Source organism: Psychrobacter sp. LV10R520-6, assembly GCF_900182925.1.
GTDB lineage: Bacteria > Pseudomonadota > Gammaproteobacteria > Pseudomonadales > Moraxellaceae > Psychrobacter.
The window spans coordinates 3,098,563-3,115,133 of sequence record NZ_LT900024.1; the positions used below are offsets into that span (position 1 = coordinate 3,098,563).

The 16,571-nt window shown below is 44.6% G+C and carries 9 protein-coding genes; 3 read left to right on the forward strand and 6 right to left on the reverse strand.

What is annotated here, in order from left to right; all coding sequences use genetic code 11:
- The first annotated feature begins 481 nt into the window (after positions 1-481).
- Positions 482-3,283: a preprotein translocase subunit SecA gene (gene secA / locus U1P77_RS13025; RefSeq protein ID WP_321155380.1), complete on the forward strand. Its 2,802-nt coding sequence runs from the start codon at positions 482-484 to the stop codon at positions 3,281-3,283.
- 143 nt (positions 3,284-3,426) lie between these two features.
- Complete coding sequence (locus U1P77_RS13030; protein ID WP_321155381.1) at positions 3,427-3,957, forward strand: hypothetical protein; 531 nt, start codon at positions 3,427-3,429, stop codon at positions 3,955-3,957.
- Between the two features lie 59 nt (positions 3,958-4,016).
- Here the strand turns inward: U1P77_RS13030 and U1P77_RS13035 are convergent, their stop codons facing one another.
- From U1P77_RS13035 to U1P77_RS13055, 5 genes are all read right to left on the reverse strand, one after another.
- On the reverse strand, positions 4,017-4,664 hold the full coding sequence (locus U1P77_RS13035) for a YsnF/AvaK domain-containing protein (RefSeq protein ID WP_321155382.1): 648 nt from the start codon (positions 4,662-4,664) through the stop codon (positions 4,017-4,019).
- Positions 4,665-4,918: 254 nt separating this feature from the next.
- On the reverse strand, positions 4,919-5,767 hold the full coding sequence (locus U1P77_RS13040; protein WP_321155383.1) for a DUF2382 domain-containing protein: 849 nt from the start codon (positions 5,765-5,767) through the stop codon (positions 4,919-4,921).
- 717 nt (positions 5,768-6,484) lie between these two features.
- A complete protein-coding gene (locus U1P77_RS13045) occupies positions 6,485-7,666 on the reverse strand; it encodes a thiolase family protein (RefSeq protein WP_321155384.1) in 1,182 nt (393 codons plus the stop codon).
- Between the two features lie 135 nt (positions 7,667-7,801).
- Entirely contained in the window at positions 7,802-9,148 is a 1,347-nt protein-coding gene (locus U1P77_RS13050; protein ID WP_321155385.1) for a homoserine dehydrogenase, read from the reverse strand.
- A 177-nt stretch (positions 9,149-9,325) separates the two neighbouring features.
- Positions 9,326-10,216, reverse strand: coding sequence for a DsbC family protein (locus U1P77_RS13055; RefSeq protein ID WP_414479018.1), 891 nt, complete (start codon positions 10,214-10,216; stop codon positions 9,326-9,328).
- Positions 10,217-10,646: 430 nt separating this feature from the next.
- Here U1P77_RS13055 and U1P77_RS13060 point away from each other — a divergent pair, with 430 nt between their 5' ends.
- Positions 10,647-11,588 (forward strand): DUF808 domain-containing protein, encoded by a 942-nt coding sequence (locus U1P77_RS13060; protein WP_321155386.1) that lies wholly within the window; start codon positions 10,647-10,649, stop codon positions 11,586-11,588.
- Between the two features lie 114 nt (positions 11,589-11,702).
- Here the strand turns inward: U1P77_RS13060 and U1P77_RS13065 are convergent, their stop codons facing one another.
- Positions 11,703-16,229, reverse strand: coding sequence for an Rne/Rng family ribonuclease (locus U1P77_RS13065; RefSeq protein WP_321155387.1), 4,527 nt, complete (start codon positions 16,227-16,229; stop codon positions 11,703-11,705).
- Positions 16,230-16,571: the final 342 nt, after the last annotated feature.

Genomic DNA, 16,571 nt, shown 5'->3' on the forward strand with positions numbered 1-16,571 from the left:
TCACTATGTAAGTAGTTAATCTAATTTAAAAACGACACAGTGCTACTGGTATGAATTTTTTGCAGCCTCTGTCACGCTTGCGCACAGCAAGCTAGAAAAATTTATACCAGTAGCACGTTGCTACAAGTGACTCTTTCTTATTTTTGAACTGACTATGATTATTTGGCGTAGGCTGTGGCTTTAGCCCAGCGTTTTTGGCAAATTGTTACGATTGGCTGGGCTAAAAGCGCCAGCCTACGATAGCCCCTATTAAGTTGAGAGTCGCGTAAAGTAATGGCAAGATAAGCTCTATTTTAACATGACTAACCACGTTTTGACGTGGGCAAATATCTGCCATTTACCCTTGTATCCATCAGCGTCATAACCATATATAATGACGACACACTTAATTGGGTGATACTTAGTCGAGTGATAAAAAGGCGGCAGGCTGGCCTTTAATGACTTTGTGCTGATTATCGAATATTTCCATAGGTTAAAAATTATGTTATCAAAGATTGTAGGCAGTGTGGTTGGTACCAAAAATGATCGAGAACTCAAGCGCATGCGCAAGGCGGTCACTAAGATCAACGCACAAGAGGCTGGCGTGCAAGCCCTGTCTGATGAGCAGTTGCAACAAAAAACGGTAGAGTTTAAAGAGCGTTTCCTAAAAGGCGATAGCTTAGATGCGCTGTTGCCTGAAGCGTTTGCCGTCTGCCGCGAGGCATCGCTACGTATCACGGGCATGCGTCATTATGACGTGCAGCTAATCGGTGGTATCACTTTGCACGAAGGCAAAATCGCTGAAATGAAGACTGGTGAGGGTAAAACCTTAATGGCGACCTTGGCTATTTATCTGAATGGTATTAGCGGTAAAGGCGTTCATCTGGTGACCGTCAACGATTATTTGGCCGCCCGTGATGCGGATTTGAACCGTCCGCTGTTTAACTTTTTAGGCCTGACTGTGGGGGTTATTTACTCGCAGCAGCCGCCGCAAGATAAAGTGGATGCTTATCAGGCCGATATTACCTATGGTACCAATAACGAATATGGCTTTGATTATCTACGCGATAATATGGTCTTTAGCTTAGCTGAAAAAAAGCAGCGTCCGCTGAATTTTTGTATTATTGATGAGGTTGACTCCATCCTTATTGATGAAGCACGAACGCCATTGATTATCTCAGGGCAAGCCGAAGATTCGTCACGGATGTATGCGCTGATTAATACTATCATTCCGGTGCTGATTCGCTCAAAAGATGAAGAAGCCAATAAGAATAACGAAGAAGAAGACTTCTGGATCGATGAAAAGAACCGCCAGATTGAGATTAGTGAAAAAGGCTATGAGAAAATCGAGCGCTTCTTAATCGAAGTCGGTGAGCTGGGTGAAAATGAAAGTTTATATAGCCCAAGTCGTCTGCCACTATTAGCACACGTACAAGCGGCCATTCGTGCTCATCATGTGTTTGTTAAAAACGTCCATTACATTGTTGATGAAGGCGAAGTGGTCATCGTTGATGAAAACACCGGACGTACGATGCCTGGTCGCCGCTGGTCAGAAGGGCTGCATCAAGCAGTAGAGGCCAAAGAAAACGCTGAGATTCAAGCAGAGAACCAAACCTTAGCGACCACGACTTTTCAGAACTTCTTCCGGCTTTATAACAAGCTATCAGGCATGACGGGTACGGCCGATACTGAAGCAGCAGAATTTAAATCCACTTATGATCTAGATGTGATTGTGATTCCGACTCATGAGCCGATTGCTCGGGTCGATATGGATGATCAGATCTTTTTAACCAAGCTGGGTAAATATAAAGGTATCATCCGCGAGATTAAAGAGATTCAGGCCAAAGGCGCGCCAGTACTGGTCGGTACGGCAACCATTGAAGCCAGCGAAGAGTTGTCGTACTTGCTGGATCAAGAAGGCGTTAAGCATAACGTTCTAAATGCTAAGCAGCATGAACGCGAAGCAGAAATCATCGCCCAGGCCGGTAGCCCAAAATCGGTTACTATCGCGACTAACATGGCAGGCCGTGGTACGGATATTATCCTTGGTGGTAACTGGCAGTCGTTTATTGAAGAGCCGGAATCGGTCGGTCCGGAAGAAATGCAGCGTTTAAGAGTCCAATGGAAAGTGAAGCATGACCAAGTGGTTGATGCGGGTGGACTACATATTGTGGGCTCTGAGCGTCACGAATCTCGCCGTATTGATAACCAGTTACGCGGTCGTGCTGGACGTCAAGGCGATCCAGGCATGTCACGCTTCTTCTTATCGCTAGAAGATGACTTGATGCGTATCTTTGCCGGTGATCGCGTGGTCAATATGATGCGCTCTATGGGTCTCACAGAAGATGAAGCCATTGAGCATAAAATGGTGTCAAAATCGATTGAAAACGCTCAAGGTAAAGTTGAGAGCCGCGACTTTGATGCCCGTAAAAACCTGTTGAAATATGATGACGTGGCCAATGATCAACGTAAAGTTATCTATGGTCAGCGTGATGACTTGCTGGCTGACATGGATTTGCTAGAAGCTATTAAAATCATGCATCATGAAGTCTATAACGCCATGATTAGTCAGTTTATCCCGCCAGGGTCTGTCGATGATCAGTGGAATGTCGATGGACTGGAAGATGAACTTGAAAGTGAGTTTAAAATAACCATGCCGATCAATGATTGGCTGGATGGAGATCGTCGCCTTGATGAAGAAGGACTGCGCGCCAAAGTTATTGAGACCGCGCTTGAACATTATCATGGACGACGTGAGCAAATGGGGGAGCAAAATGCTGCTCAGCTTGAACGTCACTTTATGCTACAAAGTCTCGATAAGCACTGGAAAGATCACTTAACGCAAATGGATCAACTGCGTAAAGGCATTCACTTGCGCGGCTATGCTCAAAAGAACCCTGAGCAAGAATATAAGCGCGAGTCGTTTGAGCTGTTCCAAATGATGCTCGGGGCGATTAAATCGGAGACTGTCCAAGACTTATCACGTGTCCATATTCCGACCAAAGAAGAGTTAGAAGCGTTGGAAGCGCAGCAACGTTCGGATGCTGCACAGATGCAAATGCAGTTTGAGCACAATGACGTTGACAACCTAGCTGGTGAATCGCAACCAGAACCGCGCAATCAAAATCAAGGCGAACGCGCCAATGGTCAGATGCGGGTCAATGTTGCTGGCGGCGTGGCAGCAGCGGGCTTGAATGGGGCTGATGCTGAACCCAACCCTTATGCCAGTATGAATATTAGCCGTAACGCCCTTTGTCCTTGTGGTTCTGCGCTTAAATATAAGCAGTGTCACGGCAAAATCTAACGGTTGGCCCTTCGTAAAATATAAAAAAGTCCTTTTCTATTCGTAGAGAGGGACTTTTTTTGTAGTCCTCGCTTACAAATTCAACATAGGCGTAAATATGTGGACACGCTATAGTATTTAGCATCTTAATATAGGAGAAGAATATGAAACTAGGACCATTAAAACAACTACGAGCTTCTGTCTTAGTCACCGGTCTACTGGCCAGCGCCATTAGTCTTAGCGCTTGCCAACAGCAGCAAGAACCGGAGCCAAGTCTAGGGGACAGCATTAGTGCTGAACAGTCCGCTCCTATGTCAGCTGAGCCTGCTGAGCCTAATGATATGGCAGTGACTACCGAAGATGCCTCGTTGAATGAAGTGCAAGACGATACGGTTGCCACGGTAAATACTGGCGTGACCCAGATGACATATTTGTGCGCACTTGAGCTCAAAATTGAAGCGACTTATAAAGACGAAGCCAACCAAGTTTTTTTGGCAACAGACCAAGGGATTTTGACTTTAACTAAAACCAATGAAGGCAGTAATCCTGAAGTGTTTGAAGTGGCAACCGCGCTTGATGGCGGTGAAGGCTTTACCCAGTGGCGTGTCGCCCATGAAGACCGTGCAACTGGCGTAATGCGTATGGCGGGTGCAGATGAAACTAACGTCAACACTTATGAGTGTAATAAGACCTAATAAAGCGAATTATATATTTTATAGTCGGTACAATTTTAATATCGTTGTTTTAAACCCCTTTATTTTTTATCAGTGCGTCCGGCTTCATGGTCTAAAAAACCTTCCTCTGTGACCTCAAGCTCTTCGTGTTTGAGCTCGACTGCAATACTGTCCGTATGAGTATGTGTGGTCTTGTTGACTTCGACTTCTTGGACCGCATAAGTATCTTTGGTAATGGTAGCCACTTGCCGCGACAATATAATCTCAACCGGCTCATCGCCAATCTCAACTTGCTTACCATTAATCGTAACGACTGCCTTACTGTCTAGTGATGGCTCAACGTGGCGCAATATGTCCTTATCATCATAATTACCCGATAATAAATCCTGACTCTCAGTGTCATGATAGTCAGTTCGAACGGTGATATATTCTTCTACCAGCTCAATAGGGACCTCAATCGTCTTGGTACGAGAGTGCTTAGTAACAGTCACTTTACCGACATCCAAGCGCTCTTTATTAACAACAGGGCGTTCTTCTAATAGCTCTAGGTGGCCGATATTACCGACGTTACCTTGTTTATCGAGTGATGTATCTCTGGCTGCCACATCCTCAGGTGCGGGTAGTTTATTCTCACTACTAAGGTCAGAAATTTTGGCAGCTTTGGTGTTAGCAATATCAGTAGGAGACAGGGAAGGGTTGGCGTCATTGTTATTATCATCAGTAGTCATGATTTTATTCCTTATTATTAAGAGTGAAGATTATTAAGATTGAAGAAGCTAAAAAAGGCTATTTAAAAAAGGGTATTTAAAAAAGTAGGTTAGAGTAAAGATTCAATAGCATATATTGCATTCATGTCCATGCTGACATAAAAAAAGACCAGAGACGGGCTCTGGCCTTAATTTACTGAGCCAAAAGACTCAGCAGCTTGTTACTATCACCTTCATACTTAGCTATTTTCATAAGTTAGTGACAGATTGGCTTATTACATACCACGAGCGCGGCGTACATCATCGGCAGTGATATCATCACGGTCTACAAGTTCGCCTTCCCTGTCAACAACGTTGCCATCACGGTCAACATCTAACTCTTCACGCTGGATAGTTTCAACGATAGTTTCGGTATGACGTTCAGTAGTCTTACCAACGTTTACCTCTTCCTTGACATAGGTCTCTTTAGCAACACGCGCACGTTCAGCTTCTAGCTCAACTTCGATAGTCTCATTACCATCAACGTCACCGATATGGTGATCTGTTGGACGGTCTACATTGGTACGTTCAATATGAGCATGCTCTTCTTCTAAATCTACATCTACGTTCCGCTCTTCTGTTACTGCATGCTTACCGACTTTTACTAAACCAGCTACGATACGGTCTTTATTAACGGTTAGACGTTCTTCTAACAGCTCAAGCTTATTCGGTGCATCATAGTGAGTGTCTGTGATTTCCGTACGTTCTTCAGCAGGTACAGAATCAGCAACGAACGCTTTACGATCATTTTCGTGCTGCTCTTTATAGCTGTACTGATAGTCATGGTCGTATACTTCCATGGCATCTGCTTGTGCTTCGGTTAAGCTATCGAAGAACACGTCATCACCAACGATACGAGCCAAACCTGCGGGTACTAGCACTTCTTTCGAGCTGAACCAACCGCCTGCATCTACGATTAAATAACGGATACGGCCAGTAGTGTCTTCTACCAAAGCACCATCAATCTTACCGATTTTTTCTTCATTAACGCCGTAAGCAGTTTTACCTGTTGGGTCATAATAATCGTCACCGATTAGGTCACGATGGGTAGCTTGGATGTCTTGTAAACGAATCAGTTGGCTCATTATTGTCTTCCTTTTATATGAGTAAATGTGTAAGTGGTTAAAAGTAAAACTCAAAACAATAGCGCTAAACACTAACGCTAATTGTAAATATGTCGTTGATTGCCTGGTTTCAAAAGCTCGATGTTGAAAGCTTGTTCAACACTTAGCAGTAGTTTGGTATTCTGATATTTCTTACCATTACAGTTAGGAAAAATATAATTGTTAGGATATTTAATAACTATAATTAGCCGCTGCTGCATCAACTTATAATTATCGTAACACCTGATTTTTAAATGAGATATATAAGGGAGGTAGCAAAGTGTGCATCTGACGTAAATGCGTGTAATGGACTGTAAGTAGCCCAACATCGTCTGGGTATAAGTTAACGCTTTCTTATGTTTATAAATGTTTCTTACACATTTTTAATTTATAAACACAAAAAAACCGCATTGTATGCTGACAATGCGGTTATGTTTACTTTTGAAGGGTAAAGACTTATAATTTTAGACCTGTAGTCAGTACCAAATAAAATGGATACACATATGATTTCGTATAGCGGGAAAATTTTTCTAGCTTGCTGTGCGACTGCGTCACTCCAGAGGCTTCGAAAATTTCTCCCAGCCATACTGTATTCGTTTTAAAGTAACTCAACTATATTAAATTATCTCAAACCAATAAGTCTTGATAGAACGCGTTATGTATTAAGTCTTATATTAAGGCTTACATTAAGTCAAAGCACTAAGCCAGTTCAATAGCAACCGCAACCGCTTCACCGCCGCCGATACATAAGGTAGCGACGCCCTTTTTGCTACCTGTACGCTGTAGTGAGTTAATTAATGTCACTAAGATACGCGCGCCAGAGCAGCCAATCGGATGACCAAGGGCACAAGCACCACCTTCGATATTGACCTTAGCGTGATCAATATTTAGCTCATCCATCGTAACCATAGTGACCATAGCAAAAGCTTCATTAATCTCCCACAGATCCACATCTTCAACTGACCAGCCAGCATTGGCTAAGACTTTTTCAATGGCACCAATCGGAGCGATGGTAAACTCGCTTGGATGACGTGAGTTTGAGGCAGTAGCAATGATGCGCGCTTGGTACTCTAAGCCTTCAGATTTGGCTTGTGATTCTTTCATCACGACCACAGCCGCTGCGCCATCTGAGATGGAGCTGGCATTGGCCGCTGTGATAGTGCCGTCTTTTGCAAAGGCTGGACGTAGGGTGGGGATACGCTCAGCATTAGCAAGACCGGGCTCTTCATCGGTATCAACCGTTTTTTCGCCTTTACGGGTGCTAAAAGTAACCGGCTCAATCTCAGTTTCGAAATGGCCGTCTTTGATGGCTGTTAGAGTGCGATTGAGTGATTCAATAGCGAAGTCATCCATCTGTTCGCGCGTGTAGCCTCTCTCATTTGCCAAATCTTGCGCAAACTGTCCCATTAATTTGCCGGTTTCGGCATCTTCTAAACCATCTAGGAACATATGGTCTTTGGCTTCTTTATGACCCATACGATATCCAGTACGCGCGCCTGGCATAAGATACGGCGCATTGGTCATAGATTCCATACCACCAGCAACCGCCACATTAAAGCTACCGGCTTTGATGCCATCGTGTGCTTGCATGACGGCTTTGAGACCTGAACCACATAACTTATTAATGGTTACCGCACCTGTTGCATCAAGCAAACCGGCTTTACGCATGGCTTGACGGGCAGGACCTTGACCAAGACCAGCGGTTAAGACACAGCCCATAATGACTTCATCAACGCTATCGGCACTGACACCAGAGCGTGCAACGGCTGCTTTAATGGCTGCTGCGCCTAAATCAGAAGCGCTCATGTCTTTTAGTACGCCTTGAAAACCACCCATCGGCGTACGCGCGCCATTAATAATTACAATTGCATCATTTGACATCGTTATTCATCCTTGTTTGTTTATTTTAAATGAAAGCTAAGTATTATAATACGTACGGGTTAGTCAAAAATCAAGTCGCTAGCTTAGTAGTTAACAAAGCAATCATCAATTAAGTGCGCTGGTTAAGTCAACTTGTTACGCCAGTTCATCCAAACGAATACGAACCACTTTATCAGTAATAGTCTCTAGCTTTTCAATTTTTTCAATCGCTAGGTTCATTTGGCTTTCAACTACCGGTAACGTTAGAATAATTACGGGTACTTGTCCCAGTTTATGGGCAGGCTTTTGTAAAATCGCATCAATATTGATGCCCGCATCACTTAAAATACGAGTGATGTCTGCTAGTACACCAGGATTGTCATAAGCATGAACGCGCAGATAATAGCCCGTTATCATCTGCTCTGCGCGTAGTATCGGCGTGTCAGAGAGCTGTTCAGGAATAAAAGCCAAATGCGGCACATGGTGACCATTATTGCCTGGATTATTAGGGTCGTTGGTATTCAAAACCCGTACCAAATCCATGACATCAGCCATTACCGCAGAAGCCGTTGCGCCTGCACCGGCGCCATCACCATAATAGAGTGTTTGTCCAAGCGGATGCGAATTCACCAATACCGCATTTTTTACGCCATTAACATTCGCCAGCAAGGCATCTTGCGGAATCAAGGTAGGGTGTACGCGTAGCTCAATACCATCGTTTTCATTGTCACCTTCATGAGCACCGCGACGCACCGCAAAGCCAACGTGCTTGATACGGTAGCCAAGCTCTTCAGCATAACTAACATCTTGCAAGGTGATGTTCCTGATACCTTCGCAGTAGACTTTATCAAACTGTAAAGGAATACCAAAAGCAATAGAAGCGAGGAGTGCCAGCTTGTGCGCTGCATCAATCCCTTCAACATCAAAGGTAGGGTCCGCTTCTGCGTAACCAAGCTCCTGAGCCTCTGCGAGCACATCTGCAAACGGACGACCTTTATCACGCATTTCAGTCATGATAAAGTTGCCCGTACCATTAATAATCCCCGCTAACCAGTCAACTCTATTAGCGGCCAGCGCTTCACGCATGACTTTAATAATCGGAATACCGCCAGCAACGGCTGCTTCATAAGCGACGTGAACGTTGTTTGCTTCGGCTAAGGCAAAAATCTCATTGCCATGTTCAGCCAGTAGCGCTTTGTTAGCCGTGACCACATGTTTGCCATGTTTGATGGCATGCATGATGACATCTTTGGCGAGGGTGGTGCCACCAATCAATTCGATGACAATATCCGCGTTATCGCTGGCAGCGGTGGCCATTAAATCACTGTTTTGGATAATATTGGGATCAATATCGTCGCGTTGACGGCGCGTGCCAACTTGGGTGATGACAATATCGCGTCCGCTGCGCCGTTTGAGTTCGTCTAAGTTATCGTTTATTAGATTGACCACGCCAGTACCGACGGTACCTAGGCCAAGTATCGCTAGTTTGATGGATTTACTCACAGTATCCTCAAGAGATTAAATGGGTGGATAAAAAGATGGATAAAAATGTGCTGCTGATCTTGCATAGCGCTTTATCGTATCATACCGACATGCGCTTGTTGCGTCTACTCAATGTCGCCAACGTCGGTAATGTAACCCATGCCGCATGCAGGTGATAAGTTCGCGTTACGGCTACTGTTAGTTAGCGCCTACGGCTTGTGCCAATTGCGCTGCTGGCAGATAACCACCCACTTGCTGTCCGGACTCAGTAAAGATAGCAGGCGTACCGCGCACCCCTAGGCTTGCACCCAATGCCATTTGTTCTTGAACAGGGTTACTGCAGCTAGGCGCTTGCACGTTAGCGCCTATTTTGGCTTGATCCATCGCGGCGTTACGATCTTCACTACACCAAATAGCTTCCATCTTAGGAATGGTCTCTTGGCTACGTGGCCATGCCAAATAACGCACTTCAATACCGCGCGCATTGATATCATCCATCTCTGCATGCAGTTTACGACAGTAGCCGCAATCGGCATCCGTAAAGGCATAAACCACTGATTTGGTCACGCCTTTTGCAGGATAAATAACCATGTCTTTTTTGTCGACTGATTTTAAAGCTTCTTGTGCGGTATTGGCGACCAATGCGCCACTGATATCGACTGGTTCACCTTGTCCAACAGCAATGATTTGCCCTTGAATAATATGCTTGCCTGACTTATCGGTAAAAAATGCCGGTAAATCTTCAGCAGTCACCCAATAAATACCGTCCATGTCCGTTGGTACAGCAGAAATAATGCTTTCTTCAATACCCGATATTTTCAAATTGGCTTGCAGTGCTTTAACTACCGCGGCATCGCTACCCGCTGAGGCAGTATTTGTAGCCGTACTAGGGCTGGTTTTAGCTTGGGCGCTATTAACGATGCTGGTAGCATCAGCGGCATTGTTAGAACAGCCAGCGGCAACCACCACTAGCAATGCACTCATCATGACATGAGACAGCTTATTACGAGCAAACTTGTTCTTAGCAGGCTTATTCTTAGAAAGCTTAGCGGTAGACTTTCTAAGGCTAAAAAATGGAGATAAGGGCATATGTCGTTTCCTATAGGCAGGCGCGCCTAATCATGAGTTCGTTATAAAAAAGTGCGTTATGAAGCGTTTGACATAGTACTTAACATAGTAAGTGTGAATATATGGCGTAATAAAAGTGGTGACCTTTTATACTTTATTGATAACAAAAGATAAATGCTAATAGGCACTATATTAACATATTTTTGTAAATAGCAGCCAAAGGCTATTTCCTAACTATTTTAGATATATGAACGGCTAATAAACGTTAAGCCATGGCAAGTAAGATACATTTGTACTATTTCATATCGTCCTTGGTCTAGGTAATCTACTGCTGATAACACCATTACTATGACACTTTATACAAAGTATTCTGTCGACCCTTTTTTATCGACCCTTTATAGAAATTATTTTAGATTTATTCATTTAAGCGAATTGTCGCTAAGGAGACCCCATGGCAGGTGCCAGTTTATTACTATTGCTTGATGACATTAGCCTATTGATGGATGATGTATCTGTCATGACTAAGGTGGCGGCTAAAAAAACAGCTGGTTTGGTAGGCGATGACTTAGCACTCAACGCCGAGCAAGTGACTGGTGTCAAGCCAAGCCGTGAGCTACCTGTCATTTGGGCAGTCGCCAAAGGCTCTTTTATTAATAAACTGATTTTAGTGCCAGCTGCTTTATTAGTAAGTACCGTCTATCCACCGTTAGTCACGTTATTGTTAATGTGCGGCGGGCTGTTTTTGGCCTATGAAGGGGCGGAGAAGGTCATTCATAAGTTTTGGCCTACCTTATTGCCGCATGATGAAGAGCAAAATGCGCACCGGCAAGCCAACGCCGATGAAACGGTCGATTTGGTCGCCTTTGAAAAGCAAAAAATAAAAGGGGCGATTCGTACCGATTTTATCTTATCAGCTGAAATATTAGTCATCTCTTTAGGCGCAATAACAGCAGTCGGGGCCGGTATCTTAGAAAAAGCGGTGGTACTATCGATTGTTGCTATTGTTGTGACCGTCGGTATTTATGGCCTAGTTGCAGGCATTGTAAAAATTGATGATGCAGGACTACATTTGATCGAGAAGCCAAACGCTAGTGCTGGTACGCGTAAGCTTGGTGAATTCATGCTGGCTGCTGCCCCAAAACTAATGAAGTTTTTATCGATTGCCGGTACGTTGGCCATGTTTTTGGTAGGTGGTGGCATCTTAGTGCACGGAATTGGCTTTTTAGAGCATGGCGTAGAGGATTTAGCACATTTAACAGGGATTTTTGAGAGTGCGACCACTATGTTATTAAATGGCTTGGTTGGTCTAATTGTCGGTGTAATAGTGGTCGCTATTATTACTGTCATTGGTAAAATACGAAATAAAGACCAAGATGCTTCTTCTGCGCATTAATCAGAGGCCATTAATCAGCAGGCCGTTAAAAAATTTCAATCAAGCATAAAAAAGCCCCAAAGTTGCTGACAACTTTGGGGCTTTTGCTTGTACGTTGCTTTTAGTTTTTAGCCATTAGCTTTCGCTATCTGAATTACCAGGCTCTATTTTTTCAGCTTGCGTGGGTTTTTTATGGTCAGTCTTAGGCTTACGACTGCGCGCCTTGGGTACTTTAGGCGTGGTCAAGTTAAACATGCTGGTTTGTGGCAATAGTTGCTCGGCCACATTTTCGATCATGTTCTTATAACTGGCGATGGTCGTTTTTGACTTACCCGCTTGATTGTCCTCTTTTGCAGAGTCCTCTACCATAGACTCATCATCTTGAGAGAAATCAGCTTGCTCAACGTCCGTCTGTTCGTTAGTTTGTTCAGCCGTCACTTCCTGATCTTGATCAGCCTGTAGCAGGTGCTCGCTATCAGCACTGATATCATCTGCTTGTACTTCACTGGCTAATGCGGTTGCTTCAACATCATGGGCATCGACTTCATTAACCGTTTCAGTAGATACAGTGTCAGTAGCATCTTGAGGCTGAACATGGTCTTGACTGTGTGGCTCAACCTGCTCACTAGGTACATTATTACTAGGTACATTATCACTAGGAATATTGTCACTAGGAATATTGTCACTAGGAATATTGTCACTAGGGACGCTTAATGTTGCCTGCTCCTGCTCCTGCTCTTGTTCTGATTCATTATAGTCAGGATGCTGACCTCGTGGATCATTGCTAGCACGTTTGTTAACCGCCCGTGGTTCAACCGCTGTTTTACCTTGCGCCGCTGCAAACTGGCTGACGGCTTGAGTCATGGTCTCAAAGCGTGCCAAATAATCCGCCGCTAGAGGTTGATAACCGTAGTTACTAAAAGTGAAGGTGCTGACATCAAAGCGGTTTGCATTAACGTCGTCACTATTCTCTTCACTATCTGTAGTACCGGCAACTCCCGCATTTAATGCTTGCTGAGTATGGATAGCAATGGCGTCAATAAAGCTGTGAATCACACCGTCATCTGCCAAGCGAGCTTTAGCCTCTGGTAGGATAGTATGAATAAACTCACCAACCGTACCACGTATAGTCGGTACGTTCGTCACTGCTTGCTCACTTGCTGGTACCACTGGTGTCGCTATTGATTGAGCCTGCTGAAGACGGACAATGCGCGGGTCATTACTGGCTTGACCAAACTTACTGGCAGTCACGTAGTGTTTAGCAAACAACGCATCATGAGTAAGCTCGAGCGCAATATTACTACTACTAGAGTTACTATCAGCGCTATTGTTCAAGGCGCTGTCGTTAGCAACCGCAGCCGCATTCTCATTACCCGTTTGCTGAGTTTCAGGAGCCGTTTGTACGGTATCTGACTCAGCCTCAGCTGCTACTGGCGTTTGGCTGTCAGTACTAGGCTTAGATGTTGGCTGCTCATCTACAGACGGTTTACGGTCATTAGTCTGGCGGTCGTTGTTCTGATTGCCGTTGACTTTATCGTCTTTAGGAGCATCAGACTGTGCCTGGTCCTCAGTAGTATTGGCCTGATTAGCACTAACTTCAGTAGTATGAGTCTCAGTAGTAACCGCCTCATCAACAGTAGGCCTAGTGGTATCCGCTTGCGTGCTGCTTACAGAGTTACTATCCGTATCCTCTGTTTGTTTATCAGCATGCTGTCCACTAGTGTTTTGTTTGTCACTACTCTGTTTATCAGTACTTTGCTGAGCAGCGTTATCGTTTTTACTATTTTTAGAGGTATCTTCTTTAGTAACGTCACGTTCAGCACTTGGTTGATCAGTAGACTGGCGTGTCGCTTGCTCAGGCTTACTATCATCTAAAGATAGATGCACCACTTCTGGTGACTTCGCCTTAGTTGTGGTTTCGTTGACTTTTAACACCACTTCATTGGGGTCTTGATTGCGGCGAGCGCTTGGTTGGCTATTTTGCTTAGCGTCCGCAGTTAATGTCTCGCCACGTTCAAGCTTGCCGCGTGAGCCACGTTGACTGTGCGGCTTACGTTTAGAACGAGTTTGCTCATCGCCCGAACTGCTGTCTTGCTGATCTGCGTCATTGCGACTACTATTATTACGTTCAGTGGTACTACGTTCAGTAGCATTACGCTCGCTATCGTTACGTTCGTTATTATTGCGTCCATTATCTTGACGATTGTTACGGTTACGATCGCTACTGCGTCTATTGTCATGCTGACGTTTGTCTTGGCTATCAGACTGTTTGTCTTCATTACTATTAGTGTCATTACTGTTAGCAGCACGGCTATCTACACCACTGTCTGTATTGCTGCTATCACTATCGACCGTCTCATTACGCTGGTCTTTTCTTTGATGCGGTTTTGAAGATCTTGACTTACGGGGCTTGCGTCTTCTTCTATCGTCCGCATTGTTATTGTCATCATCATCGCTATTCGTACTGGCATTGGTACTGCTGTCAGTATTGTTATCAGTATTGCGACGGGGTTGCTGACGATTGGTATTACTATCTAATTGTTGACCTGACGGTTGACTGTCATTTGGCTGGCTGGTTTGTGGCGCTGATGAACTCTGGGCGCCATTCAAGGCATTGTTATCGACTTGTCCAAACGAGCCTAAGCTTTGCCCGCCATTGTTTACTAGCGCTTCGATGGCCTCAGCCGCATCGCGACTACTGACGCTGTTCGACGTTTGTGCTTGCGGAGCTTGAGCGAACAAATTGGACAACCAAGCGACTGCTTGCGGTTGAGCCGCAGTGACTTCGCCCGTAGACTGAGCAGCTACAGGAGCAGGGGTAGAAGGGGCGTTTTTAGCATGGCTGCTTGAAGCATTGCTATTTTGCGCTGCATGAGTAGTAGAGGCTGGTTCGTTACCACTATTATTACTGCTATTACTACGTTGGTCGTTGCTATTATTGACGGTGGTGCTTCGTTGACTGGTATTTGGGCTACTAGCGCTTTGGCTATTGTGGTTCTGATCGCTATTTTTCTGCGGCGCGCGGCTGCTCTGCTGACTGTTTGAGCGGCTATTTTCAGTATCTGTTACTTGACGTGGCTGGCGAGTTGGCTGCTGTTCAGGACGTTCTTTTTCAGCGGTTTGCCAGTCAACATTATAGCCAAGATCGCTGTGTTCTTGTTGCTGAGTGTCGGTAATACGCTCATAGCTTGTTGGGGCAAAACCATCACGGTTAAAATGCAATTTAAAGTTAGGTGATTCTAAATGTGCATGCGGCAAGATAGTAATGCGGGTACCACTGTCTTGTTCAAGATAAACCAAGCTGTCGCGTTTTTCATTTAATAAGAAGGCTGCGATATCAGTCGGTACTTCTGCTTGGACTTCCCCTTGGCGCTCTTTTAGGGCGATTTGTTCGATTTGACGCATAATCGATAGCGATAATGAACGCAAATCACGAATCATGCCGTTACCATGACAGCGCGGGCAAATATAGCCGGTCGACTCTTCTAATGAAGGGCGTAGACGCTGACGGCTCATTTCCATCAAGCCAAACTTAGAGATATCGCCAAACTGGACGCGCGCACGGTCATATTTAGTGGCATCGATTAGACGTTTTTCGACCTCTTTTTGATGCTTATTGTCATTCATGTCAATAAAGTCAATGACAATCAAACCGCCCATATCACGTAGACGTAATTGACGAGCAATTTCATCGGCCGCTTCTAGGTTGGTATGGTAGGCGGTCTCGGCGACGTCTGAGCCTTTAGTCGACTTAGCAGAGTTAATATCGATCGAGACTAGCGCTTCGGTTTGGTCGATGACGATTGAGCCACCTGATGGCAAACGAACTTCACGCTGGTAGGCGGTTTCGATTTGTTTTTCGATATTAAAACGGGAAAACATGGGCTCGTAGTCGGTATATTTACGCAGTTTTTCCGCTTGTTTTGGCATCACCGCATCGATAAAGCCAGCTGCTTCAATATAAGCGTTTTCGTTGTCAATCCAAATCTCAGCAATATCATCACGCAGATAATCGCGTACGGCGCGCGTGACGACGCCCGCTTCTTGATGAACCAAGCGCGGTGAAGGATATTTTTGATTCTGTTCTTGAATCGCCTGCCAGATATTAAGCAGATGGTTAAGGTCGTGCTGTAATTCGTCTTGGTTCTTACCGATACCGGCAGTACGAATAATGACACTCATGCCTTTGGGCAAATCAAGATTGCCCAGCATGCGCTTCATATTTTCGCGCAACTTACCTGAGATTTGACGTGAGATACCGCCGCCACGAGGGTTGTTGGGCATTAATACCAAATAACGGCCGGCTAAAGATACGTAAGTCGATAGGGCAGCGCCTTTATTGCCGCGCTCTTCTTTTTCAACTTGGACGATGAGCTCATCGCCTTCTTTAATCAGTTTTTTGATGTTTTCGTCACGTGGATTGCCGCTGAGATATTCAGCAGAAATTTCACGAATAGGAAGGAAGCCTTGACGTTGTGAGCCATACTCGACAAACACGGCTTCAAGCGAGGGCTCAACGCGGGTGACGTGGCCTTTATAGATATTGGACTTTTTTTGCTCGCGAGTACGATTTTCTAAGTCGAAATCGTAAAGATGATTGCCATTACATAAGGCAACACGAATTTCTTCGTTTTGGGTGGCGTTGATTAAAATGCGTTTCATATTAGTATCCTATGAGTACGCATGACAACGACGAGATTGTTTTTATGGTGGCAGGAGCAAGTACAGCTAATTTAAGATCAGCTGCAGATATTAAGGGACATTTAAAAAATGATAAATAAATAAGCTAGAATTGTTAACTTATAATGGCTAATTTTTTTAGCCACTAGTGGTTAACTTCAACCTAAAACTGTCAACCGGAATTCGTTATCAAGAACCAGAATAAATGAGACAGGTTGTAAGTCTGTCATCAGTCACTTTATAGCTTCATAAAAGAAGTTGTGGCTATCAAGTATCACTATTTAAGCACTGATATGCTAGTACGTTAGCGTTGTGCCAAGCTGT

Coding starts and splice junctions, on each gene's coding strand:
- U1P77_RS13060 (WP_321155386.1), top strand. CDS start 10,647: ATGGCAGGTGCCAGTTTATTACTATTGCTTGATGACATTAGCCTATTG.
- U1P77_RS13030 (WP_321155381.1), top strand. CDS start 3,427: ATGAAACTAGGACCATTAAAACAACTACGAGCTTCTGTCTTAGTCACC.
- U1P77_RS13055 (WP_414479018.1), bottom strand. CDS start 10,216: ATGCCCTTATCTCCATTTTTTAGCCTTAGAAAGTCTACCGCTAAGCTT.
- secA (WP_321155380.1), top strand. CDS start 482: ATGTTATCAAAGATTGTAGGCAGTGTGGTTGGTACCAAAAATGATCGA.
- U1P77_RS13040 (WP_321155383.1), bottom strand. CDS start 5,767: ATGAGCCAACTGATTCGTTTACAAGACATCCAAGCTACCCATCGTGAC.
- U1P77_RS13065 (WP_321155387.1), bottom strand. CDS start 16,229: ATGAAACGCATTTTAATCAACGCCACCCAAAACGAAGAAATTCGTGTT.
- U1P77_RS13035 (WP_321155382.1), bottom strand. CDS start 4,664: ATGACTACTGATGATAATAACAATGACGCCAACCCTTCCCTGTCTCCT.
- U1P77_RS13045 (WP_321155384.1), bottom strand. CDS start 7,666: ATGTCAAATGATGCAATTGTAATTATTAATGGCGCGCGTACGCCGATG.